This window comes from Stutzerimonas stutzeri (assembly GCF_024448935.1).
GTDB lineage: Bacteria > Pseudomonadota > Gammaproteobacteria > Pseudomonadales > Pseudomonadaceae > Stutzerimonas > Stutzerimonas stutzeri_AO.
Window position 1 is genome coordinate 26915 of sequence record NZ_JAMOIE010000017.1, and the last position, 22792, is coordinate 49706.

Genomic DNA, 22792 nt, shown 5'->3' on the forward strand with positions numbered 1-22792 from the left:
GTGACGGCTCAAAACAACTACTTGGCTTCGCTCAATACCTGTAAACGGATCGCCAAAGAAGAGTACAGGACTGTTCAGGGGCACTTTGAACAGTGCGACGATATTATCGATGAGCTGAGTAAAAAGCTGCAGGGCGTGATTGAACATGGCAGCCAGACGCTATCCGAAGACAAAATGGTGCAGGATGGCCTGGCCAACATGCTGCATGATCTTGAGAGAGACTACGGAAAGCTTCTCTCGAAACGAAACGCCAATCTCGCCAAGCAGAAGCGAAGCCTTGATTGCTTCAATGTCATGCTCTTTGGCCGAACGATGGCTGGCAAGAGCACTATTCGTGAGGCTATCACCCGAGGTGATGGTCAGACCATTGGTAAAGGAGCGCAAAGAACAACGCGCGATGTTAAAGAGTACGAATGGAACAGCTTGAGGATAATCGACACCCCTGGCTTCGGAGCCTATAACGGTCAGGAAGACACGCAGATTGCCCACGAGATTCTTGAACAGTCAGACGTCGTGCTGTTCATGCTCAACAGTGACAGCATCCAAGAGTCGACCTTTGTTGAGCTTGAACATGTTCACAAGCTTAATAAGCCCTTGATCTTCGTGTTGAACATGAAAAAGGATCTGGAAAGTGAAGGTAACCGGCGGCGGGCATTGAGAAGCCCGGAAAAATATATTTTCAAAGAAGAAGATATTCAGGGTCATACTGGCCGATTAAAGAACCTTGCCGGTCGTGCAGGCATAAATCCCAGCACAGTCCGAATCATACCAATTCATGCCCAGGCTGCGTTCTTGGCAACCATCGTGCCGGGGGAAGAAGGCTCGCAATTACATGAGCTGAGCCGAATAGACCAGGTTCTTAATGCACTCATTGATGAAGTTGAACGTAACGGGCCGATCCGTAGAATCCAGACGTTTCTCGATTCAAGTCTTCATCATGTTGATGAGCAGAGCTTACTCATACTAAGCCAAAGGGATCGGCTTACCAAGCTCTTGCCGCAGTACGAAAGTAGCCTCACGCGTATCTCCCAATGGAAGGTGAAAACTCTTCGTGATGCGCCACGGCTGCTCTCTAAGGAAGTAGATCTTGCTTTTAAACCGCTAATTGACTCTGTGGCAGATTTTGTTGATGACCACATTGAGGGCGAGAATGCAGCAGGAGCTTGGGATCGTCATTACAAGAGCTTAAAAATTACAAAAAAGGTAGAGCGTTCGGTACAAGCTTTGGCAGAGCAGGTGGTAGAAGAACTTCAAGATTTCAATCGAGAAATGAATGAGGGCTTGGATATTACCTTGTCTTTCGAGGTTGCCCACGATGGACAGAGTTTCAGTGAGTTCGACTTCAAGCGTATAAACGGTTGGGGCTCTGCTATAGCTGGGGTTGTAAGCGCAATTGCCTTTTTTAACTCATGGAATCCTGTAGGCTGGGTGGCAGCTGGTGTCGGTATAGTGTTTTCAATATTTTCATTTTTTTCTGATAGCCGTGCTAAAAAACTCAAAGAAGCCAAGTCTAAACAGCGTCAGGCTTTGCTTGATGATATCGAGAAAAGTAAGCGAAAAATAAAAGCTAATTTAGAAAACTGGTTTGACATAAATCTCCATCGGGCTATTATTTTACCGGCAGAGCACAATCTGTCTCTTCTTTGCCAAGCGCTTAGTCGATTTATAAGCGAGCTGGATAGCACTGATAGCCAACTCTATGCTCTGAAGCACGAGATTAATTTTCGCCTACTGAATCGAGTTGCTTGCGTCATCACAAAGCAACACTTTGTCTTGCCAAAGCTTATAAAGATTGTGAGGGTCCCTGGATATGCTTGTTATTTTTTGATCTCGGATTATTTCCGCAATACTGAGCTTCTTCGGGCTATGAGCGAGGCCGTGGGAGAAAAAATAATTGCAGTATATAATTCCAGCTTGGATAAAAAAATCTCCCATCTTTATAAGGGGCTCGCAGAGAGGGTCGAACTTTCTGAAAAAGATAAAGTGTCCGTGTTCGCCCATAAGCAAAATATTAGCAAGATTATTGGAAAAGACCGCCGTCGAATAAAAATGGTGGCTGCGCTTTGTTCCTGTGAAATTACCCTCGTCGCCGTTTAAGGATGAATCATGATTGAAATTGGTTACAGTGCTCTCAAGGAAAGGGTCGAAGGCCTTTACCAGCGTTCTAATGATCTATGGAGTGCCAGCAACTTCAAGACATCGGGGGCAAAGTTCGATATTGATTTGGCGCATTTGAATCTTGTTTTTGCTGGCCAGTACAGCGCTGGCAAGTCCTCTCTAATTAAGATGTTGACAGGTATTGAACACATTAAAATTGGAGCCGGCGTAACAACGGATGTGGTCACTCAATACCAACATAAATCGTTAAATATCTGGGATACCCCTGGGATCCTTGCGGGTGAGTGTGAGCAACATGATGCCCAAGCGCTTGAGGCCATAGCGAAAGCAGACCTGCTGGTATACGTAATTACCAATGAGCTGTTCGACGATGTCGTGGGTGCCGCCTTCCGCAACCTTTGCTTTAATCAAGGTCGCGCCAAGGAGATGATGATCGTTATCAACAAGTTTGAAAGTGACTCGGCCGATAAAGAGACCAAAATCGCGGGCATCACCCAAGTGCTTGAGCCCAAAATTCCAGAGGACTTTCCCATCGTCTTCACTGACGCCCAGTCATTCTTCGACTCATTGGATGAGGAAGACGAGCAAGAACGCCAAGAGTTGTTGGCGCTTTCTAACGCTGAAGGGTTCACCAAAGCCATTGATGGTTTTGTCGCGCAACGTGGCCTATACGCCAGGCTGACGACGCCGCTCCAGCAGCTTCAAATCACGCTGGAGTCGAAAATTGACGAGCTGACCATTTCTGACCCGCTGCAAAAGGGTTTGGTTAGTCTGCTCACTCAAAACAAGCGCGTTTTTCAAGCCAACAGACGAGATCTGATCAAAAAGGTCGGGGCGGACCTAGACAAGCTTAACGGCCAGATTGTCGAGCAAGGAAACCGGCTTGCCGATGCTTTGGGTGGAGAGCAGGAAGAATTTGAAAAAACACAGGACAGCTCAACTTACGAATGTGAGCGACTGATAAATTCTGCCTTGGAGGATTTGCAGGTCACTGTGAACGAGTGCCTATCAGATCTTGAGGCTGAGTTAGTCGAGTTGGCGAATACTCCTGCTAGTTTGAGAATCAATGAAGCTCTGGAAGCTGCAAAGAATTTCGATCCTGAAACGGAACAAGGGAAAGTCGGCAGCGTCTCCAAGGATGATCCCTTGAAGCTTAACAGTGCTCTCAGTCAGAGTCTGACGAAGTCCGCAGAGAAAGGATTTTCCTTCCTTGCGAAGAGCGCTGTTGGCGATGCATCTAAAACAGGCCTCAAATCAGTATCGGGTAGCACGCTACATAACGCTATAAAAGAGATTGGTGGCTTCTTTGGCTACAAATTCAAGGCTTGGGAGGCCGTGAAAATAGCGGACAAAATAGGAAAGGGCGCGAAATTTCTAGGTCCAGCCATGGCGATTTTTGGGCTTGGTATGCAGATGTATGACGACTATCAACAGTCCGAGCATGCAAAAGAAATCCTTAAAATAAAGCGGGACATTCGCAAGAACTTTAAAGAGTACAGCGATGCCGTGCGCAAGAGCATCGACGTGCAGCTCGAGAAACTACTTGATACTGGTTTTGATCTGCCTATCACCAATATCGACGAGGCCCTCCATGAAATACGATCACAGGCTGAGGGTAAATCGGATAGCGCTAATGCGCTTCGCGCTCAACTGGATGAGGTCATAAATTTACGCGAAGAGATCCAAAGCGCTTATTGAGATTCTCGAGCGTAATTTTCGCGTTTGGGACATTGGGGTAGCCCAAGGATTTATCAATGGATACGCAACAACTGACCCAAGGCCTGCGGCAGGCTTTTTTCGCGGAGAACCACCGCATAGTCTTCTGGTACGACCCTGAGCAGAGTTTTGTAAGCGAACTGGGGCAGCTCGATCTGCCCGATGTTCAGGTGTTAAACATGCAGGGCGAGTCCACCTTCGGCATCAAACTCAAGCTGGAGCTTGAGGATGCCGAGGGGAAGTACCTACTGTACTTCCCCTGTGCCGAGCCGGATGCCAATGATGATTGGCTGCTGGATATCAAACTGTACTCGCGCAGTTTTTATGCGGATAAGGTCTCGCTGATCTTCAACGACCTGGGTCTACAACAGCAGAGCTTGCGCGAGCACCTTGCTGCCCGTGAGCGCTTCCTCAGCAACAAGAATCGCTTGGCCAGCCTGAAACGATTGATCCAGCCAAGCGACACTGAACAGGCGTTGGATCTGGCGATGATAGCCGTGGTGTTGGGGGCCAATGCCAGTGACATCATGGCGCTGCTCTGCACCATGGCAGGAGCAATGGTAAGTGATGACCTAGGCCTGGAGCAGAATCCCCCGGTTATCGATGAGCTGTACAAATCCGGCCTGATGCCGGTGCTGCTCCAGGCACTACGAGATGAGGTTGGCTACCCGGCCAGTGTTGAGGAAATCAATGGCGAAAAGCCGTTCAGCTTCGGACACTTCCTGATTCGTCTGCTGGCGACCGGATTCTGCGAAAGCATCGGCGACATCCCAAGCTGGGCTTCTGCGATTGCCATCCCGTCTGCCAATGCCCGAGCGACTTCTCGGGCGCTGCTTTCGCGCTGGAGGGATAGCTCGCGTTACTACAAGGCTTACGACGAAATCTCCAGCTGGGTCGCCGAGGCTCTGCATATCGGCCAGAAGATCGGTGAGATTCCGTTGGAAACGCTGGCCAATGTAGCCACCTTCGAGGTCGTCGAGCGGCAGATCATCGTCGATCTGAGTAAGGCCATTCCGGAGTCGGATCCGCGCGACCTAGGCCTGTTCTCGAAGATCATTTCCGAGCGCTTGGATAACTACTGGGCCTCGCGTCACAAGGACGACGAGATCCGCCGTAAGTACCGCTTGCTCTACTCCGCACTGTCAGCGGCGATTGATCTGTTCAGCCTGCGTCAGCAGTATGCCGCTGGATTCCACTTTGCCAGTACCGAAGCAATCTACAAGGCCTATGAAAGCGAGCTGTATCGCTTTGACAGGGCTTACCGCCACTATTTTGCGGCTTCCCAGCGCGCTCATGTAGAGCTGCTGAAGAAGCTCGATGAAGCCGTCGAGCAATGTTACGCCTACTGGTACCTCGACCAACTGGGCCGAAGCTGGGGCGACAAGGTAGAGGCCGAGCAACGGCTGGAGCACTGGAAGATCGCCGGAGTGCCCAGCCAACAGAACTTCTTCGATCATTGGGTGCAGCCACAGTTTGGGAAGAATCGCAGTAAACGCCTAGTGGTGATCATCAGCGACGCCTTCCGCTACGAGGCTGCGGTTGAACTGCGTGACCGCATCAATGAGAAACGCTACAGCGAGGCAAGCCTCGCCAGTCAGCTTGGCGTGCTACCCAGCTACACCACATTGGGCATGGCCTCGCTACTGCCACACAACACCCTGGAGTATCGGGAAGGTGCCGTCGATACGGTCTTCGCAGATGGGCAATCCACCGCCGGCACAGTGCAACGCGACAAGATCCTTGCTCAGCACAATGGAATGGCAGTGACAGCCGACCAGGTCAAAGCCTGGTCACGGGATGAAGGCCGAGAAGCACTGAAAGATCAGCAACTGATCTACGTCTATCACAACGTCATCGATGACCGTAGCGACAGTGGTGGCCCGTCCGAATTGGACACGTTCCACCATGTGGAGGTGGCCATTGAGGAACTGACTGAGCTGACCCGCAAGATCCTCATGCACTTCAACACCAGCACGGTGCTGATTACCGCCGACCATGGTTTTCTATTCCAGCAGAGCAAGCTGGAGATCGCTGACCGCACCTCGCTTGCTGAGAAGCCCGAGAACACTATCAAGAGCAAAAAACGCTACGTCATCGGGCACACCCTGCCTGCAGCCAAAGATGTATGGCAGGGCTCCACTAGACAGACAGCTGGTACAACCTCGGATACCCAATTCTGGATTCCAAAAGGCGCGAACCGCTTCCACTTCGTTGGCGGTGCGCGCTTTGTACATGGCGGTGCCATGCCCCAGGAGATTGTTGTACCGGTGCTGACGGTCAACCAACTGCGCGGCGAGAAAGCCGAGAAACGCACCAAGCGCAAGGTGGGCGTGATTTCACCGAAGTCGGTGCTGAAGATGGTGACCAATATCCAGCGCTTCGATCTGATCCAGACGGAGTCGGTTAGCGAACATGTACTGCCAGTCACCGTGTCGGTCGCCATTTTCGAGGGCGAGCAGCCGATATCCAGTGAGGAGGTCGTGACCTTCGATTGCTCCACTGACTCGATGAGCGAGCGCATGAAGCAGGTGCGGCTGTCTCTGCTCGGCAGTGACTTCGACCGCAAGAAGGACTACTTCTTGGTCATCCGTGACAAAGATCTCCATACAGAGCTGGAGCGCTACAGGGTCACCATCGATTTGGCCTTCACCGACGATTTTTTTTGAGAGCATGACACGCAATGGACACCTATCAGGACAAAGACCTGGATCAGCTTCTCAATGAACACTTTGCCGGACGCGTGGTGCGAAAGGATCTGACCAAGCTGATCAAAGAGGGGGCTAACGTCCCGGTCTATGTGCTCGAATACCTGCTGGGTATGTACTGCGCATCGGATGACGCCGAGGTCATCGAGCAGGGCCTGAAGAACGTCAAGACCGTGCTGGCCGAAAACTATGTGCGCCCTGACGAGGCCGAGAGGGTTAAATCTCTTGTGCGCGAGCGCGGCACTTACAAGGTGATCGACCGGGTAACCGTGCGGCTCAATGAGCGCAAGGACCGTTACGAGGCCTCTTTCAGCAACTTGGGCATCAAGGATGCGGAGATTTCTGCCGGCATCGTCAAGGAATACGAGAAGCTGCTGGTAGGCGGGATCTGGGTAATTGCCACCTTGAGCTACTACCACGAGGAGGGCCAGAACGGCTCTCCCTTCGGCGTGACGCTGCTCAAGCCGATCCAGATGCCGAACATGAACATGCAAGAGCTTTTCTCGGGCCGGGCGGCACTGACCACTGAGCAGTGGCGTGAGGCTCTGATTCGCTCCATCGGCATGGAGCCCTCGACCTTGGACGAGTCTGTGCAATGGCACTTGCTGGCTCGCATGGTTCCCTTCGTCGAGAACAACTACAACGTCTGCGAGTTGGGGCCGCGTGGCACCGGCAAGAGCCATATTTACAAGGAGTGCTCGCCCAACAGCATGCTGGTATCCGGTGGGCAGACCACGGTGGCTAACCTGTTCTACAACATGAGCAGCCGACGCATTGGCTTGGTTGGACTGTGGGATGTCGTTGCCTTCGATGAAGTGGCTGGTATCAACTTCAAGGACAAGGATGGCGTCCAGATCATGAAGGACTTCATGGCCTCCGGATCCTTTGGCCGGGGGCGTGAGCAGATGGAGGCCTCGGCCTCGATGGTTTTCGTTGGCAACATCAACCAGAGCGTAGAGTCTCTGGTGAAGACCAGCCATCTGCTGGCTCCCTTCCCGGAGCAGATGATCGATTCGGCCTTCTTCGACCGCTTCCATGCCTACATCCCAGGCTGGGAGATCCCCAAGATGCGCCCGGAGTACTTCACCAATAGGTACGGCCTGATCGTCGACTACCTGGCAGAGTTTTTCCGCGAAATGCGCAAGCGTAGCTTCGCCGACGCCATCGATAAGTACTTCAAGCTTGGCAACAATCTCAACCAGCGTGATGTGATCGCGGTGCGCAAGACCGTTTCCGGGCTACTCAAGCTGCTTTATCCCCATGACCAGTTCGCCAAGGAAGATGTGCGGCAGTGCCTGGAGTACGCCTTGCAGGTGCGTCGCCGGGTCAAGGAGCAGCTGAAGAAAATCGGCGGCATGGAGTTCTACGATGTCCACTTCAGCTATATCGACAATGAAACGCTGGAGGAGCACTTCGTAACGGTGAAGGAGCAGGGGGGCGGGACGCTGATCCCTGAAGGCCAGAGCAAGCCTGGTTTCATTCACACCATCGGCTTGAGCGGAAAAGGTATGCCAGGGCTGTACCGCCTTGAGCTACAGGTCACCAAAGGCTCTGGAAAGCTCGCCACCTCTGGTCTCTGGAATTCCAGCATTGCCAAGGAGCAGGTGAAGATTGCCTTTGACTACTTTAAGGCAAATGCTTCGCGCATCAGTGCCTCGGCCAGGGTTCTAGAACATGATTTCCACCTGCATGTAGTGGAATTGCAAAACACTGGTCCGCTGACCCACATGGCGCTCGCTAGCTTGGTGGCTTTCGCCTCAGGCTTGCTGGGGCGCCCCGCCCAGGGGCAGATGGTCGTACTGGGCGATATGAGTCTTGGTGGCAACATCACTCCAGTGGAAAGTATTGCGGAGTGTCTGCAGGTGGCTTTCGATGCAGGCGGCAAGCGGGTCGCGTTGCCTATGAGCAGCGCGGTGGATTTGCCAACCATTCCCCCGGAACTGTTTACCAAGTTTCAGACGAGTTTTTACGCGGATCCTGTCGATGCGGTGATTAAGGCTCTAGGTGTGGATTGAGCTTCGAGCTTCAGATTTGTACCGAGTAACGATGAGGCTGCTATCAAAGCTATGGCGTACAGGGGCCGCCTCTCTTGGGAGCAGTGGTGATGACGGTCTGTAGGTAAATTGAAAAGGTCGCTAGGCAAGGACTTTGTCACCGCTGGAGGTGCTGTTCGTGAAGCATATTGTTGTTTTGCCGAGTGAAACGGTCGCAGACATTACCTGTGATGTGTGTTGTCAGAGTACTCACGTTGAAGGTCATGGTTTTCAGTTTGGAACCCTTCAGGCTCATTGGGGGTATGGCTCCAAGCATGATGGCGAGCGTTATGAGGTGCATCTCTGTGAGGCCTGCTTTTTCCGAGCGCTGAGTGGTCTCCGCCGCGAGCGTATGGTCAACACCATGTTCGATGAGAATCCCGATAGGGCTGATGATGAGTTCGGCCTTGTGCAGAGGAGCGAGTTCTGGAAAGACAACTGAGCTCGGTTCAGATGGGACTATGGATACGGGCAGGATATGGGACGTTAGCCTCGCAGATGTGATGCAGCAGAGAAGATCACGTGGTTACTAATTCGACTGCCGAGAGACTGACTTGCTGAGGTTGAGTACGTGCGATCTCCCTCCACTCGGTACTGGTGCCCAAGCTCGCTACCTTGTGCATCACGAATTGAAAGAACCTCCAGTAACGGCTCCATCAACCAGCGACCAACCTCGTTCGTATGCCCAGGACTCACAAGATACGCCTGCTCCAGCCAGGCGTGCTCAGTCTGCGCAGCTATGACCTGTTCCAGCAATGGAACCGAGGGAACCATTAGCATGCTTCGAAAGGCCTGGTTTCCATCGTCCTCAACGATCTGCAAGTAGAACCAGGGCCAGGTCATCTCTAGCTCGACATATGACCAGAACTGCACGCCATCTGGCGCTGTTGAGAGCCCAGGAAGCAGTTCCGCATTCCGACTGGTTTTGAACACGAGGCAATTTCCTAATGAGAATTTTGCTTGATTAGTGAACAATATATTTTGTAGTCATATATTGTTCAATCGCGCTTCATCGTTCCATTTTGCGGAGCAGCAAAATGGAAGTTCGGGATTCGTTCGGGAAGGCGTTGAGGTTCGTGCGACAGCGTAGGGTGCTGACACAGGAAGATTTCTCACTCGTTAGCAGTCGTACCTTCGTAAGCATGCTGGAGCGCGGGACAACGAGCCCGACTCTCGAAAAGCTCGATAGCCTCTGCACGGTGCTCGACATTCATCCGGTCACCCTCTTGGCCCTGACCTACTTGCTTGGATCCGAAGCTCCTGAAAGTTTTGAGCAGCTCTTGGAGAAGGTTGGTGAGGAATTGAGAGATCTAGTCGAACCGGACTGATTGCTCAGCGGGGCTGTGTGAGGAGGCGGTTCCGTGACCGCACAGTGAGTGTTGGCATTGGTCCCTCTGTGTCCTGTGGCTGGCCTGAAGGTCCCGTTTTTGGCAGGGCTGATAGTTTTCGTGGGCGTCAGAATATACGTGGATTCTGACTTTTTGGGGCTCATATGTCCGTCGCACAAGCTATTTTAAATCGAGTCAAGCACATGCCAAAGGGGAGGCCCTTTGCCGGTGCGATGTTCGAGCATGTCGGTTCCGGTGCTTCGATCAATACGGCGCTCTCTAGGCTGGTGCAATCAGGCACGCTGGAGCGATTGGCTCGCGGTGTCTACATGCGCCCTAAAACGAGCAAGTACACCGGCAGGGTGGTGCGCCCGAGTCCGCTGGCTGTAATGGAGGTCATCACGAAGGCGAACGGCGAGACGATCCAGATGCACGGCGCGGAGGCTGTTCGGAGGTTGGGCCTCAGCACACAGATGCAGGTGTTGCCGACCTTTTACACCAGCGGATCTACTCGCGAGATCAAGGTTGGCAATGCGGTGGTTCGCCTCCAGCACGTCTCCAAGGATCGCTTGCAGCACGCAGGCACGAAGGTAGGGGTGGCGCTTACAGCTCTCCATTACATCGGGAAGGAGGGAGTGTCCGCGAAGGTGGTTTCCAAGATAGTCAACGCGCTGAGCAGCGAAGAGCTGATTAAGCTCCGGGCCTGTAAGATGCCAGAATGGATGCGATCGGCATTGAGCCATGCCGCCAAGGAAAGTGAGTAGTGTTCACCGACTCGATGGCGTTGGTGGTGTAGATCACCTTGCGGATCTCCGGCGGGAAATCGAAGAACGGTGTGATCCGCGCCCAGTTGCGTCGCCAGGATTGGCCAATCGGCATGTGGTCGTCGTCCCATTTGGCTTCGAACTCACCGAGGCACAGTTCGGCCTCGTCTGCCGTGCTGGACCGATAAATCCGCTTCAGGTCGGCCGCCGCCTCGGCCCGGCGCTTCCAGGACACGTAGTTCAGGCTGTGCCTGATCATGTGCACGATGCACAGCTGCACGCTGGTGTGCGAGAACACCATCCTCGATGGCCTCGGGGAAGCCCTTCAGGCCATCCACGCAGGCGACGAAGACGTCCTGTACGCCGCGATTGAGGGCTTAGCCAGCGCAGCAGGATCCACTTGCAGCAAAGGGGGAAGAGACATGCCCATGGTTCGGCCCGACATTCTTCTGACTAAGCCCGGCGTCGTCGAACCTGCTCATAGCGTTGCTTGCCACTGGAGTCAGGCTTAAAGTCAGAGCTCTTCATCTTTTGCAGAGATTGAGTATGGATCAGTCTTCCGCCGCTAGCTCGCGCAGCAGCAACGTAGCCGCGAATCCCATGCAGGTACTCCTCAATGAGCGAGTCGACCCTGACGATCCGCTTGCAGTCTATCGCCTGATTGAGGTCGGCCTTGCGCCGGAAGACGTCCTGCGCTTGGTTGATGCGGTGGAGCTGCTGAAAGGCAAAGCTGTTCTTGCCAAGGTCATCGGCATGACCGAACGCACACTGCGGCACCGGGCTAAGGCACAGCGCATGGCCCTAACTTCTGACCAGAGCAGCAAGGTTATGCGCTTTGCAGAGATCCTATCGAAGGCTGAGGAAGTGCTGGGTAGCAGAGAAGCTGCTGAACGCTGGCTGGTTAAGCCGCTGTTTGGATTCGAAGGCAGGACGCCGCTTGATCTGCTGAGCAACTCGTTTGGGGAGCGAATGCTGGAGGATCTGTTGACCCGCATCGAATTCGGTGTTTACCAGTGATCCGGCCGAAGCCTCAGATTGTCTTCCAGAGCCAGACCAACGTTTCCAATTGACACTCCACACACAGCGAGAAAATTGTTGAGTACAAATCTCATCACAAAGCAAGGGTATGAAGCTTTGAAAGAGGAGCTGGATCATCTGTGGAGGGTTTACCGACCAGAGATAACACAGAAGGTCACCTGGGCTGCGTCTCTTGGTGATCGCAGTGAAAACGCTGACTACCAGTACAACAAGAAGCTGCTGCGCGAGATTGATCGCCGTGTTCGCTACCTGCGCAAGCGCTTGGAAGACATGCGGGTTGTGGAGTACGCACCTTCGCAGGAGGGGCGAGTCTTCTTCGGTGCTTGGGTTGAAATTGAGAACGAAGCTGGGGATCTAAAGCGGTTCAGAATCGTAGGGTACGACGAGATCTATGGTCGTAAGGACTACATCTCAATCGACTCACCGATGGCGAGGGCCCTTCTCAAGAAGGAGGTTGGCGACGAGGCGATCGTGCATACTCCTCAAGGCGAGGCGTGTTGGTGGGTCAATGTCATCGAATACGAGAAATAGTATGGCTTATCTAGTATGCGTACTATTTTTATCTGTATGAATTACAAGAGATTTTTTAGACTTAGTATGGCGCTTGGGGCGATAACATGTATTCGGCGTTTTCCGAGCGGTCGCCTTGTGCCGCTGCTTCGCTGACCGACTGGGTGACCTGAGGACGTTTCACGTGCCACAGTTCATGCAGCTCGGCGCGCAGCCTCGCTTCGCCTTCGGGGGTGATCAGCGGGGTGCCGGCAGGGCGAGGTGGACGATAACGGCTCATGGAGTTTCCGATTCAGGCACGGGCTGGGCATTCTACAGGCTGCAAACGCGCTGCCTGCTCCGGTCAGTTTTCACGCAGCACATTCAGCGGGCTGGCATTAACGGCTCGCCGCGTTCCCAGCACGCCCGCCGCACCGACCAGCAGCGCGCCGACCAGCGGTAGCAGTAGCAGCCATGGATGCGGCTGCCAGCGAAGATCGAAGACGAAGTGATAGAGCAGGGCGCTGACCAGTTCACAAGCCAATGCGGCAAGTACACCGCTGGCGGCGCCCAATACCCCGAATTCGGTACGTCTGGCTCTGATCAATAATGTCCGCTCCGCCCCGAGCGCTCGGAGCAGTGCACCTTGACGAATCCGTTCGTCCAGCGTCGCTTGTAGACCGGCGAACAATACCGCCAGGCCTGCCGCCAGCACGAACATCAGCACGTATTCGACCGCTAGCGAAACCTGCGACAGGATGCTGCGCAACTGGCTGAGCAAGGCTTCGACCTGCAATATCGTTGCGGACGGAAAATCCCTGGCCAGCTGTACCAGCTCGCGATCCTCCCCTTCGGGCAGGTGAAAGCTGGTCATGTAGGTGGCGGGTACGTCTTGCAAGGTTTGCGGCTCGAAGATCATGTAGAAGTTGGGCTGAAAGCTGTCCCAGTTGACCTCCCGCAGGCTGCTCACGCCGACGTCGCGGGTGAGCCCGCCCACTGTGAAGCTGAGTCGGTCACCCAGCTGCACCTGAAGGCTCTCGGCCAGCTCGGCTTCCACTGACACGCCAGGCAGTTCGCCTCCCGCCGAGGGCCACCATTGGCCGGCGGTTAGGCGATTGTCGGCCGGTAATTCCTGGGCCCAGGTCAGGCTCAGGTCCCGACGAATCGCACGCTCGCCCTGGCTTTCCTTGCTGACCAGCTGGCGCACCGGCTCGCCGTTGATGGCAACCAGGCGACCCGGTACCACCGGATACAAAGGCGCGACGTGATCGGAGAGTGCCTCGATACGTGTGGCGAATGCGTCCCGGTCGGCGGGCAGGACGTTCAGGACGAAATGGTTGGGGGCGTCATCCGGCAACTGGTTCTGCCAGGTGTCGAGCAGTTCGCCGCGCAGCAGCCCTATCAGCGCCATGGCGAGCAGGATCAGGCCGAAAGCCAGCGACTGACCAGCCGCCGCCAGCGGATGTCGGAGCAGTTGCCCGAGCCCTAAACGCCATGTCAGCGACGCCCCGGACAGCGCTCGACGCAGCCCTTTCAGTGCCAGCAAAAGCAATCCGCCAAGGATCACGGTGGCGAGCAGACCACCCCCCAGCAGCGCGAGGGTTATCTTCAGATCCAGACTGAGCCGCCACATGATCAAGCCAAGGGCGATTACGGCGGCGCCATACACCAGCCAGGAGCTTGGCGGGATCGGCAACATGTCGCGGCGCAGCACCCGCAGCGGTGGCACACGACCGAGCGCGGCCAGGGGCGGCAATGCGAAACCGGCCAGCGCAACCAGGCCGGTCGCAATTCCCGCCAGGGCCGGCCAGAGCGTGGCCGGTGGCACTTCGCTGACCACGAGTTCGCGCAGGAGGAAGAACAACCCATGTTGCGCGGCCCAGCCCAGCAGCGCGCCAGCCGTGCTGGCCAGCAGCCCGAGGTAAGCGAGTTGCAGGGAGTAGAGCATCAGTGCTTCGCGGCGTGACAGACCGAGGCAGCGCAACAGCGCGCTGGCATCGAAGCGGCGCGCCGCGAAACGCGCGGCCGACAGGGCCACTGCGACACCCGCCAGCAGCACGGCGGCCAGGCTGGCCAGGTTCAGGTAGCGCTCGGCGCGCCCCAGCGCGCCCCCGATTTGGCGGTTGCCGTCTTTGGCTGTCTCGATGCGCTGGTGTGGTTGCAGGTCGGCTCTGATGCGCTCTGCATAAGCTCCCAGCTGTTCGGGCGAACCGCGCCAGAGTTCGCGATAGCTCACGCGGCTGCCGGGCTGCACCACACCGGCGGCCTCGAGATCGTCGAGATGCATCAGCACGCGTGGCGTCAAGCTGGAGAAATCGCCGACACGATCAGGTTCGTAAGTCAGCACGCGGGTCAGCCGCAGCGGCTTGTTACCTACCTCTATCTGATCGCCGATCTCCAGGTTGAGGGCGGCGAACAGGCGCGCTTCGGCCCAGGCTTCGCCTGGCTGCGGGCCTGGACCTGGTTGTTCCGGCTGGTAGGGCGCAGCCGCACTGCGAAGCTCTCCGCGTAACGGATAGTTATCGTCAGCGGCCTTGACGCTGGTCAGCTGCAGGTCGTCATCCGTTGCGACAACACTGGAGAACTCAACTACCCGAGCGTGCTGGAGTTGTAGTCGCTCGCCTGCCTCGACCTGTTCGGGTTCGGCGGGCGCGCTGCCGCGCAGCACGAGATCGGCGCCCAGAAACTCGGTTGCACGCAGCAGCATGGCGTCGTTCAGGCGCGCGCCGAAATAGCCAATAGCCGTGCTGGCCGCGACCGCGATCAACAGCGCGAAGAACAATACGCGCAACTCACCGGCGCGCGCATCACGCAACAGCTGACGCAGCGCTAGCGTCGCCAAGCGGCTGGCGGACAGATTCTTCATCGGCTCAACTCATCGAGGAGTTGGCGGCCGCCTTCCAGGCGGAGCAGACGCTGGCAACGCTGGGCCAAGCGTTCGTCATGGGTCACCAGCACTAGCGTCGTGCCGCGTTCGCGGTTGAGTTCGAACAACAGCTCGGTGATGGTTGCGCCCGTCTGACTGTCGAGGTTGCCGGTCGGCTCATCGGCGAACAGCACCGCCGGTTCCGCGGCGAATGCGCGGGCCACGGCGACACGCTGTTGTTCGCCACCTGACAATTGCCTCGGATAATGATGCAGACGCGCGCCTAGGCCGACCCGGTCGAGCAATTCGGTAGCTTTCGCCTGTGCGTCACGGCGGCCATGCAGTTCCAGCGGCAGCATGACGTTTTCCAGGGCGTTGAGACTGTCGAGCAGCTGAAATGATTGAAAGACGAAGCCGACGTGTTCAGCTCGCACGCGTGCCCGCTGGTCTTCGTCGAGAGCGCCAAGCAGGTGGCCGGCCAGGTGCACCTCGCCAGAGCTGGGCAGGTCCAGGCCAGCCAACAAGCCGAGCAGCGTCGATTTACCAGAACCGGACGTGCCGACTATCGCGAGGCTGTCGCCGCTGTCGAGACTCAATGACACATCGTCCAGTATCGCCAGCTCGCCTTCCGCGCTGGGTACCGCTTTGCTAAGGTTCCTGGCGTAAAGAATGCTGGCGCTCATGGAGATTCCGATGCGAAATTGGCTGAAAGGTGGGGTCCTGGTTTTGCTGTGCTGGGCTCAGGGCGCCTTGGCGGGAACGGTGTTGGTGGTCGGGGATAGTATCAGTGCCGCTTTCGGGCTGGAAACCAGCCAGGGCTGGGTGCAGCTGCTTCAGCAACGCCTTGATACAGAGAATCTCGATCATCGGGTGGTGAACGCTTCGATCAGCGGCGACACCAGCGCTGGAGGACTGGCGAGGCTGCCTGCGTTACTGGAGGAATATGATCCGCAAGTGGTCATTATCGAACTGGGTGGCAATGATGGGCTGCGTGGTCAGCCGCCGAGACAACTGAATCGAAACCTGGCAGCCATGGTCGACCTGTCACGCGAGGCCGATGCCAAGGTCGTGTTGCTCGGTATGCGCTTGCCACCCAACCTGGGACATCGTTACACAACTGCATTTGCCGACGCGTTCGACTCGCTTGCGGACGAGCAGAACCTTCCATATGTCCCGTTTTTTCTCGAAGGTGTCGGCGGCGTTGAGGGCATGATGCAAGCCGATCGCATCCATCCCACTGCGAGTGCGCAGCAGCAGTTGCTGGACAACGTCTGGCCGGTGCTCGAACCCTTGCTTTGAAATGCGCGCGCGGCTACTGTCGCGCCCCGCGAATCGGAGCCTCGGATGCCGCGCCCAGCCTGGACCCTTTTTGCCTATCGCCTCATCGTTCCAGACGAGCAGTTCGACCTCTTTGCCTGTCACGAAAATCGGCTGCACTTGGCATTACGGCAACTTGAGTTGAATGGTCAGGTCGATCGCACGCTCTGTGGCGGTTTTCTTCCAGCGCGCCCGCTCTGGCAAGACATCGAGCGCTCGATTCTGAAAGATCGCCGCCTCTGTCCCGTTTGTCGTGAAGCACTTGGGGCACAGCTTAAAGGCCTTCCGTCTGCCGTCAGCGCCTGGTAGCTCGGCGGCCGTCAGCGGTTCGAGTATAATTGCCGCCAACATGAACACTTTCCCAAGGAAATCCCTGAATGCTTTCGCGTGCGTTTGCAGTCGCTTCCAGTGTGTCATTCGCAGCCTTGCTTTCGGTCGGCCAGTCTGTCGCTCTCGAACTACCGCTACCTCCGGAAGGTGAGGACGTGGTTGGGCAGATTCAGGTGATCAAGGCCAACCACGAGGACACCTTCGCTGCACTCGGCGAGACGCATGATCTGGGCTATCTGGAGCTGGTTGCGGCAAACCCGGGCGTAGATCCCTGGTTACCAGGTGAAGGAACCGACATCATCCTGCCGACTCGGTACATTCTGCCGCCCGGGCCGCGAGAAGGCGTCGTGATCAACCTTGCGGAGTACCGCCTGTATTACTACCCGGAAGGGGGGGACGTGGTGCATACCTTTCCGCTCGGCATCGGGCGTGAGGGGTGGGGCTCCCCGGTTGGCAATACACGGATTTCAGCCATGATAAGCAATCCTGCCTGGTACCCGCCGCAATCTATCCGCGATGAACACGCTGCCGATGGTGATCCGTTGCCAAAGGTCGTGCCGCCAGGACCTGATAATCCGCTTGGTCCTTACAAGATGAGCCTGGCGTTGCCCGGATACCTCATCCACGGCTCGAACAAGAAATTCGGTATCGGCATGCGCGTCAGTCATGGCTGTTTCCGTATGCTCAACCATAACGTCCTAGAGCTGGCAGGCTTGGTCAAGGTCGGCACCTCGGTACGGATCATCGATGAGCCATACAAATTTGGCGTGAGTCAGGGCAAGGTCTATCTGGAAGCACACAGGCCACTTCAAGACGAAGAAAAACCGATGACGCTGATGGACAAGCATGCGGTGGTCATCAATACCTTGCTCAAGCGTGATGAGGCTGCAGGTTCACTTCAGCTTGATTGGGAGATGGTCCGTGAGATCATCGCTGGCGAGGACGGCCTGCCGATCCAGATCGCCGAGCTGGGTCAGGCGCTGGCCACCCATGAAGAGCCTGTCTTCTAGGATCCACGCCTGTAGATGACGCCAGGTCAATCTGGCGCGCACAAAAAAGCCGACCGGATCGCAGGTCGGCTTTTTTCGCCTAAAGCTTACTTGCGGCTGGCGCGTTCCAGCATACGCAGTGCACGCTCATTGGCTTCGTCAGCGGTCTGCTGAGCCTTCTGAGCAGCCTGCAGAGCCTCGTCGGCACGGCTGTACGCTTCGTCGGCACGCGCCTGAGCGCGGGCAGAGGCGTCTTCGGTCGCGGTCAGGCGGGCTTCGCTTTCTTTGGTCATGCTGTTGCTGCAACCAGTGGCCAGAACTGCGGCGAAAGCCAGAGCAGAAAATTTCAGAACCTTGTTCATCGTGTTCCCCTTAAGGATGAAGTCCATGGCAACTCCCGTAATGGAAAGTTGGCGCACACATACTACCGATTAGTTGCACTAAGTAAACTGAGCCAAGCAGCTACTAGCAGCTATTTTCTGCATGCTCATTCGTTTTACGGCAACTGCTGGCCAAACTGGCTGAAAAACAGTCAGGGTCAGCCGCTACACTCGATACATGGACCGGTGCGAGTACCGAAAAGTTGCAGTTTCATCTGCGTCGCTCATTTGATTGCAGAGCGGCCGGCTGACTGCGCGGCGGCTACTGATTCAAGCAATTGAAGTCAAGTCTTACCTGGCGGTAGCATGCGTCGTCCAGCTAACAATAAGAACGGACAGTGCGTCTCAACGCTGCACCCAGTATCCAAACAAACAGGGCAGGTCAAGCCTGCAGAGGAGGCGAGATGGCCGAACAGCTAAGCATCCATCATGATCGAACGAGCCATCAGTTCGAGACCACCGTGGACGGTCACCGCGCGTATCTGGCCTATGTCGATCTGGGCAAACAAACTCTGGATATCTACCGGACCTTCGTGCCCGATGCGCTGCGTGGGCGGGGTGTTGCGGCCGTATTGACCCAGCATGCGCTGGATTACGCCGCACGGGAGGGCTATACGGTTATTCCATCCTGTTCGTATGTGGAGTGGTACATCGAACGGCAGGGTGCTTCCTCGGACGGTCTCGACCGGGAATGAAAAAACGCCGGCAAACCGACGTTTTTTTTCGATTCTGACAGCGTCAGCTGCGGACGCGTTTGGGCAGGACCTCCTTCAGCTTCGCGTGCATGCCAATAACGGCTTTTTCGGTGGCTTCCCAGTCAATACAGGCATCGGTGATCGAGACACCGTATTTCAGATCGCCGAGGTCCTTGGGAATGGCCTGGTTGCCCCAGCCCAAGTGACTTTCCACCATCAGCCCAACGATCGAATTATTGCCCTCGAGGATCTGATTGGCCACGTTGTCCATCACCAGTGGCTGCAAGGCTGGGTCCTTGTTGGAATTGGCATGGCTGCAGTCCACCATGATGTTGGGCTTGATGCCGGCTTTGCCCAATTCCTGCTCGCAGACTGCGACGCTGACCGAATCATAGTTCGGCTTGCCATTCCCGCCACGCAACACCACGTGACCGTAGGCGTTGCCCTTTGTGGTGACGATGGAGACCCCACCGGACTGATTGATCCCCAGGAAACGGTGCGGGCTGGATACGGATTGCAGCGCATTGATCGCTACGGTCAAGCTGCCATCGGTGCCATTTTTGAAACCCACCGAAGACGACAGGCCTGACGCCATTTCTCGGTGTGTCTGGGATTCGGTGGTCCGCGCCCCGATGGCCGACCAGCTGATCAGATCCTGCAGGTACTGCGGGGAGATCGGGTCCAAGGCTTCGGTAGCGGTCGGCAAGCCCATCTCAGCGAGATCGAGCAGTAGCTGACGGCCGATATGCAGGCCATCCTGAATCTTGAACGAGTCATCCATGTACGGATCGTTGATCAGGCCCTTCCAGCCGACCGTGGTGCGTGGCTTCTCGAAGTAGACGCGCATGACCAGGAACAGGCTGTCCGAGACCTTGTCGGCAAGCACTTTCAGACGCTCGGCATATTCATGCGCGGCTTTCAGGTCGTGAATCGAGCAGGGGCCTATCACGACGAACAGGCGATGATCCTTGCCGTCGAGGATGTCGCGTATCACCTGGCGCCCTTCGGAGACGGTCGCCAGCGCGGCAGCGCTCAGCGGTATTTCACGCTTCAACTGTTCAGGCGTAATGAGTGTCTCGTTGGAAGAAACGTTAAGGTCATCGATCGGTAAATCAGCCATCGTGTTCTCGTCAATCACAGATGCCGTCCGCCAGCCAATCCCGGTGCGGCGGAGCAGGGCTTGAGGGCGCAGCGGGGAAGCGGAACCTTATCGCGTATTGCGCTGCCTCGACAATCATCTTGAAGTCGGACGGCCATATCGCCGGTGGCCGGCGTGCCATGTGACTATGCATAGCTGCTGGGCGCTGCCTAGGGACACTGGTAAGGTGACCGTTTAACGTGCGCCAACTAGGGCGTCCCACTGATCTGTAGTTGGAGTTCCCGCATGACTGCTCCCAAATCTCGAATCGGCATCATCGGTGCTGGCGCTATCGGCGGCTTTTACGGAGTGATGCTCGCCCGGGCTGGCTACGATGTGCATTTCCTTCTGCGCAGCGAATACGAGACGGTTCTGCACAATGGGCTGCAGGTAAACAGTGCGGTGCATGGCTCGATGCACCTGGACTCGGTACAGGCTTATCGCACTGCTGCGCAAATGCCCAAATGTGATTGGCTGCTGATTGGCGCGAAAAGCACCAGCAATTCGGACTTGGCTCCCCTGATCGGCGAGGCTGCAGCGGAAAATGCCAAAGTTGTGGTGTTGCAGAACGGCCTGGGGGTCGAGGAGACCCTGCGGCAGGTGCTGCCGGACAACATCCATCTGCTGGGTGGTCTCTGTTTCATCTGCGCGCATGGCGCGGGATTTGCGATGCCGAAGACCGAGGCGCTTTACCAGGCTCTGCGTTTTCCTGTCAGCACGTGCGCGCTGACGATTTTTGGCCAACCCGCCCGGCGGGTCATGCCCGCCGGGCGGTTCTCGGTGCCGTAGTGGTTCGCTTCTCGGCTGCTAAGCTCAATCTGGGCGCCAGATCCGGGGTTCTATGACCACCCCGGCGATGCCAGTGGGCTGGTGGACCTATAGCGGAGCGCGGGTTGGGCTTGCCGCTCTGCCTTGGCGAAGGGCGGAAGCAGTCTATGGCTCGATATCTGCAGGCGATTCATACGGATATGGTCTGGAATTTCGCCATTCTGGTGCTTAAAGTTATAAAAATATGGATGGCGTCCGGGCGCCATTGGCCTTTGAGGGATCTCTATGAAGCTTCAGCAACTGCGTTACATCTGGGAGGTGGCGCATCATGACCTCAATGTTTCGGCAACAGCGCAAAGCCTGTTCACCTCGCAGCCGGGTATCAGCAAACAGATTCGTTTGCTTGAAGATGAGTTGGGCGTAGAGGTTTTCGCACGCAGCGGGAAGCATCTGACCCGGGTTACGCCAGCGGGTGAGCGGATCATCACCACCGCTGGAGAGATCCTTCGCAAATGCGAAAGCATTAAACAGATCGCCCAGGAATTCTCCAACGAGAAGCGCGGCACCCTGAGCATCGCGACCACCCATACGCAAGCGCGCTACGCACTGCCGCCCGTAATCAGGGCATTCATCAAGCAATATCCGGACGTTTCGCTGCATATGCACCAAGGCACGCCAATGCAGATTGCCGAAATGGCCGCAAATGGAACCGTCGATTTCGCCATCGCTACCGAGGGGCTGGAACTGTTCGGCGACCTGGTCATGATGCCGTGCTATCGCTGGAACCGTTGCGTCGTCGTACCGCAGGGGCATCCGCTGGCAAAACTGGAGAAGCTTACGCTGGAAGCCTTGGCCGAGCATCCAATCGTGACCTATGTGTTCGGTTTCACCGGCCGGTCCAAGCTGGACGAAGCGTTCAGCCACAGGGGGCTATCACCGAAGGTGGTCTTTACTGCCGCTGATGCCGACGTCATCAAGACCTATGTGCGCCTCGGATTGGGTGTCGGGATCGTAGCGCGCATGGCCGTCGATGCAAAGCTCGACCCGGACCTGGTTGTGCTCGATGCCAGCGAGCTGTTCGAACCCAGCGTGACCAAAATCGGGTTCCGCCGCGGCACATTTCTGCGCGGCTTCATGTGCGACTTCATTGAAACCTTTGCGCCGCATCTGGATCGAGAAATGCTCGAGAAAGCCGTGCAATGCAAAAACAAGGTCGAGCTGGATGAATTGTTCATGGATGTCGACCTGCCAACCTTTTAGGCCGATCTCGACAAGAGGCAGGGAGCGGGCGAAACGGGAACGTTCGGTGCCAGGCCGCGACAAGAGACCCATTCGCAAGCCCTTCATCGAGAAGGGCTAGTGTCGGTCGTTAGCTTTTAGCGATCAGGTTGCCAGCGTGTAAACCGCATTCCTTCTGGGTCGACTCTTCCCACCACCAGCGGCCCTCACGCTCGTGCTGATTGGGCAGCACCGGACGTGTGCACGGCTCGCAACCAATGCTGATAAACCCGCGCTCGTGCAGGCTGTTATAGGGCAGCTCGAGCATGCGGATATAGCCCCACACTTCTTCGCTGGACATCTGCGCCAACGGGTTGAACTTGTACAGGCTGTGGCTGGGTGTGGAAAACGCGCTGTCAATCTCGAGCAGCGAAACCTGGCTGCGCGTACCCGGGCTCTGATCGCGGCGCTGGCCTGTTGCCCAAGCGCGAACGCCTAACAACTTGCGGCGCAGGGGTTCGACCTTGCGAATTCCGCAGCACTCGCCATGGCCGTCGCGGTAGAAGCTGAACAGCCCCTTTTCGTTGACCATGGGTTGTAACAGTGCCGGATCCGGCGTCATGATTTCGATGGGAATACCGTAGTGCTCGCGAACCTGCTCGATGAAGCGATAGGTCTCGCTGTGCAGTCGTCCGGTATCGAGGCTGAACACTTTCACGCTCTTGTTCAGCTTCCAGGCCATGTCGACCAGCACGACGTCCTCAGCCCCGCTGAACGAGATCCACAGATCATCACCGAAAAGGTCAAAGGCCAGTTTGAGAATGTCCTGCGGGGATTTGCCGGCATAGGAGGCTGCCAGCGCGGCTACATCAATGGGTTGGCTCATCGGGCGGCTTCCTT

Annotated in this window: 20 protein-coding genes and 3 pseudogenes; 15 read left to right on the top strand and 8 right to left on the bottom strand. The window is 56.3% G+C overall.

Features of this window, described 5'->3' with window-relative positions:
* From NA637_RS07260 to NA637_RS07280, 5 genes are all read left to right on the top strand, one after another.
* Positions 1–2097, top strand: coding sequence for a GTPase (locus tag NA637_RS07260; protein ID WP_256071647.1), 2097 nt, complete (start codon positions 1–3; stop codon positions 2095–2097).
* A gap of 9 nt (positions 2098–2106) precedes the next feature.
* On the top strand, positions 2107–3816 hold the full coding sequence (locus NA637_RS07265; RefSeq protein WP_256071648.1) for a LeoA/HP0731 family dynamin-like GTPase: 1710 nt from the start codon (positions 2107–2109) through the stop codon (positions 3814–3816).
* A 56-nt stretch (positions 3817–3872) separates the two neighbouring features.
* On the top strand, positions 3873–6500 hold the full coding sequence (gene pglZ, locus NA637_RS07270; RefSeq protein ID WP_256071649.1) for a BREX-1 system phosphatase PglZ type A: 2628 nt from the start codon (positions 3873–3875) through the stop codon (positions 6498–6500).
* Positions 6501–6514: 14 nt separating this feature from the next.
* The gene (gene brxL, locus NA637_RS07275; RefSeq protein WP_256071650.1) at positions 6515–8554 is read left to right on the top strand and encodes a protease Lon-related BREX system protein BrxL; all 2040 of its coding nucleotides are present in this window, start codon (positions 6515–6517) and stop codon (positions 8552–8554) included.
* Between the two features lie 151 nt (positions 8555–8705).
* Positions 8706–9014, top strand: coding sequence for a hypothetical protein (locus tag NA637_RS07280; protein WP_256071676.1), 309 nt, complete (start codon positions 8706–8708; stop codon positions 9012–9014).
* Between the two features lie 44 nt (positions 9015–9058).
* Here the strand turns inward: NA637_RS07280 and NA637_RS07285 are convergent, their stop codons facing one another.
* Entirely contained in the window at positions 9059–9505 is a 447-nt protein-coding gene (locus NA637_RS07285) for a hypothetical protein (protein ID WP_025986794.1), read from the bottom strand.
* Between the two features lie 104 nt (positions 9506–9609).
* On the opposite strand from NA637_RS07285, the gene NA637_RS07290 reads away from it, so the two are divergent.
* Positions 9610–9900 (top strand): helix-turn-helix domain-containing protein, encoded by a 291-nt coding sequence (locus NA637_RS07290; RefSeq protein ID WP_256071651.1) that lies wholly within the window; start codon positions 9610–9612, stop codon positions 9898–9900.
* A gap of 164 nt (positions 9901–10064) precedes the next feature.
* The gene (locus tag NA637_RS07295; RefSeq protein WP_256071652.1) at positions 10065–10664 is read left to right on the top strand and encodes a DUF6088 family protein; all 600 of its coding nucleotides are present in this window, start codon (positions 10065–10067) and stop codon (positions 10662–10664) included.
* 1 nt (position 10665) lies between these two features.
* On the opposite strand, the pseudogene NA637_RS07300 reads toward NA637_RS07295, so the two are convergent.
* Positions 10666–11035, bottom strand: a pseudogene (locus NA637_RS07300) (IS256 family transposase); the annotation flags it as partial.
* A gap of 229 nt (positions 11036–11264) precedes the next feature.
* Between NA637_RS07300 and parS the strand changes: the two are divergent.
* Complete coding sequence (gene parS, locus NA637_RS07305) at positions 11265–11681, top strand: type II RES/Xre toxin-antitoxin system antitoxin (RefSeq protein ID WP_256071653.1); 417 nt, start codon at positions 11265–11267, stop codon at positions 11679–11681.
* A gap of 78 nt (positions 11682–11759) precedes the next feature.
* Positions 11760–12233: a transcription elongation factor GreB gene (greB, locus tag NA637_RS07310; RefSeq protein ID WP_046163597.1), complete on the top strand. Its 474-nt coding sequence runs from the start codon at positions 11760–11762 to the stop codon at positions 12231–12233.
* 88 nt (positions 12234–12321) lie between these two features.
* On the opposite strand, the pseudogene NA637_RS07315 reads toward greB, so the two are convergent.
* The 3 genes and pseudogenes from NA637_RS07315 to NA637_RS07325 all read right to left on the bottom strand — a co-directional run.
* Positions 12322–12492 (bottom strand): annotated as a pseudogene (locus tag NA637_RS07315) (transcription elongation factor GreB); the annotation flags it as partial.
* A gap of 63 nt (positions 12493–12555) precedes the next feature.
* Positions 12556–15057, bottom strand: a complete 2502-nt coding sequence (locus tag NA637_RS07320) for an ABC transporter permease (protein WP_256071654.1) — start codon at positions 15055–15057, stop codon at positions 12556–12558.
* A complete protein-coding gene (locus NA637_RS07325) occupies positions 15054–15740 on the bottom strand; it encodes an ABC transporter ATP-binding protein (RefSeq protein ID WP_256071655.1) in 687 nt (228 codons plus the stop codon). Before NA637_RS07325 ends, NA637_RS07320 begins: the two co-directional genes overlap by 4 nt.
* A 10-nt stretch (positions 15741–15750) precedes the next feature.
* On the opposite strand from NA637_RS07325, the gene NA637_RS07330 reads away from it, so the two are divergent.
* The 3 genes from NA637_RS07330 to NA637_RS07340 all read left to right on the top strand — a co-directional run bounded on the left by NA637_RS07330 (position 15751) and on the right by NA637_RS07340 (position 17714).
* Positions 15751–16356, top strand: a complete 606-nt coding sequence (locus NA637_RS07330) for an arylesterase (protein WP_256071656.1) — start codon at positions 15751–15753, stop codon at positions 16354–16356.
* Positions 16357–16401: 45 nt separating this feature from the next.
* Positions 16402–16683, top strand: a complete 282-nt coding sequence (locus tag NA637_RS07335; RefSeq protein WP_256071657.1) for a hypothetical protein — start codon at positions 16402–16404, stop codon at positions 16681–16683.
* A gap of 68 nt (positions 16684–16751) precedes the next feature.
* Positions 16752–17714, top strand: a complete 963-nt coding sequence (locus tag NA637_RS07340) for a L,D-transpeptidase family protein (RefSeq protein WP_256071658.1) — start codon at positions 16752–16754, stop codon at positions 17712–17714.
* Positions 17715–17800: 86 nt separating this feature from the next.
* Here the strand turns inward: NA637_RS07340 and NA637_RS07345 are convergent, their stop codons facing one another.
* Positions 17801–18055, bottom strand: coding sequence for an Lpp/OprI family alanine-zipper lipoprotein (locus tag NA637_RS07345; RefSeq protein ID WP_256071659.1), 255 nt, complete (start codon positions 18053–18055; stop codon positions 17801–17803).
* A 422-nt stretch (positions 18056–18477) separates the two neighbouring features.
* Here NA637_RS07345 and NA637_RS07350 point away from each other — a divergent pair, with 422 nt between their 5' ends.
* Positions 18478–18768: a GNAT family N-acetyltransferase gene (locus NA637_RS07350; RefSeq protein ID WP_256071660.1), complete on the top strand. Its 291-nt coding sequence runs from the start codon at positions 18478–18480 to the stop codon at positions 18766–18768.
* Between the two features lie 43 nt (positions 18769–18811).
* Here the strand turns inward: NA637_RS07350 and NA637_RS07355 are convergent, their stop codons facing one another.
* Positions 18812–19888, bottom strand: a complete 1077-nt coding sequence (locus NA637_RS07355; protein ID WP_256071661.1) for a 3-deoxy-7-phosphoheptulonate synthase — start codon at positions 19886–19888, stop codon at positions 18812–18814.
* Between the two features lie 264 nt (positions 19889–20152).
* On the opposite strand from NA637_RS07355, the pseudogene NA637_RS07360 reads away from it, so the two are divergent.
* Positions 20153–20596, top strand: a pseudogene (locus tag NA637_RS07360) (2-dehydropantoate 2-reductase N-terminal domain-containing protein); the annotation flags it as partial.
* A gap of 363 nt (positions 20597–20959) precedes the next feature.
* Complete coding sequence (gene cysB / locus NA637_RS07365; protein WP_256071662.1) at positions 20960–21934, top strand: HTH-type transcriptional regulator CysB; 975 nt, start codon at positions 20960–20962, stop codon at positions 21932–21934.
* Between the two features lie 109 nt (positions 21935–22043).
* Here the strand turns inward: cysB and NA637_RS07370 are convergent, their stop codons facing one another.
* Positions 22044–22778: a phosphoadenylyl-sulfate reductase gene (locus tag NA637_RS07370; protein WP_256071663.1), complete on the bottom strand. Its 735-nt coding sequence runs from the start codon at positions 22776–22778 to the stop codon at positions 22044–22046.
* Between the last annotated feature and the right edge of the window lie 14 nt (positions 22779–22792).

Bases quoted from the DNA above. Each gene is read 5' to 3' on its own strand.
- NA637_RS07265 (WP_256071648.1), top strand. From the start codon at position 2,107: ATGATTGAAATTGGTTACAGTGCTCTCAAGGAAAGGGTCGAAGGCCTT.
- pglZ (WP_256071649.1), top strand. From the start codon at position 3,873: ATGGATACGCAACAACTGACCCAAGGCCTGCGGCAGGCTTTTTTCGCG.
- brxL (WP_256071650.1), top strand. From the start codon at position 6,515: ATGGACACCTATCAGGACAAAGACCTGGATCAGCTTCTCAATGAACAC.
- NA637_RS07290 (WP_256071651.1), top strand. From the start codon at position 9,610: ATGGAAGTTCGGGATTCGTTCGGGAAGGCGTTGAGGTTCGTGCGACAG.
- NA637_RS07295 (WP_256071652.1), top strand. From the start codon at position 10,065: ATGTCCGTCGCACAAGCTATTTTAAATCGAGTCAAGCACATGCCAAAG.
- parS (WP_256071653.1), top strand. From the start codon at position 11,265: ATGCAGGTACTCCTCAATGAGCGAGTCGACCCTGACGATCCGCTTGCA.
- NA637_RS07320 (WP_256071654.1), bottom strand. From the start codon at position 15,057: ATGAAGAATCTGTCCGCCAGCCGCTTGGCGACGCTAGCGCTGCGTCAG.
- NA637_RS07325 (WP_256071655.1), bottom strand. From the start codon at position 15,740: ATGAGCGCCAGCATTCTTTACGCCAGGAACCTTAGCAAAGCGGTACCC.
- NA637_RS07330 (WP_256071656.1), top strand. From the start codon at position 15,751: ATGCGAAATTGGCTGAAAGGTGGGGTCCTGGTTTTGCTGTGCTGGGCT.
- NA637_RS07335 (WP_256071657.1), top strand. From the start codon at position 16,402: ATGCCGCGCCCAGCCTGGACCCTTTTTGCCTATCGCCTCATCGTTCCA.
- NA637_RS07340 (WP_256071658.1), top strand. From the start codon at position 16,752: ATGCTTTCGCGTGCGTTTGCAGTCGCTTCCAGTGTGTCATTCGCAGCC.
- NA637_RS07345 (WP_256071659.1), bottom strand. From the start codon at position 18,055: ATGAACAAGGTTCTGAAATTTTCTGCTCTGGCTTTCGCCGCAGTTCTG.
- NA637_RS07350 (WP_256071660.1), top strand. From the start codon at position 18,478: ATGGCCGAACAGCTAAGCATCCATCATGATCGAACGAGCCATCAGTTC.
- NA637_RS07355 (WP_256071661.1), bottom strand. From the start codon at position 19,888: ATGGCTGATTTACCGATCGATGACCTTAACGTTTCTTCCAACGAGACA.
- cysB (WP_256071662.1), top strand. From the start codon at position 20,960: ATGAAGCTTCAGCAACTGCGTTACATCTGGGAGGTGGCGCATCATGAC.
- NA637_RS07370 (WP_256071663.1), bottom strand. From the start codon at position 22,778: ATGAGCCAACCCATTGATGTAGCCGCGCTGGCAGCCTCCTATGCCGGC.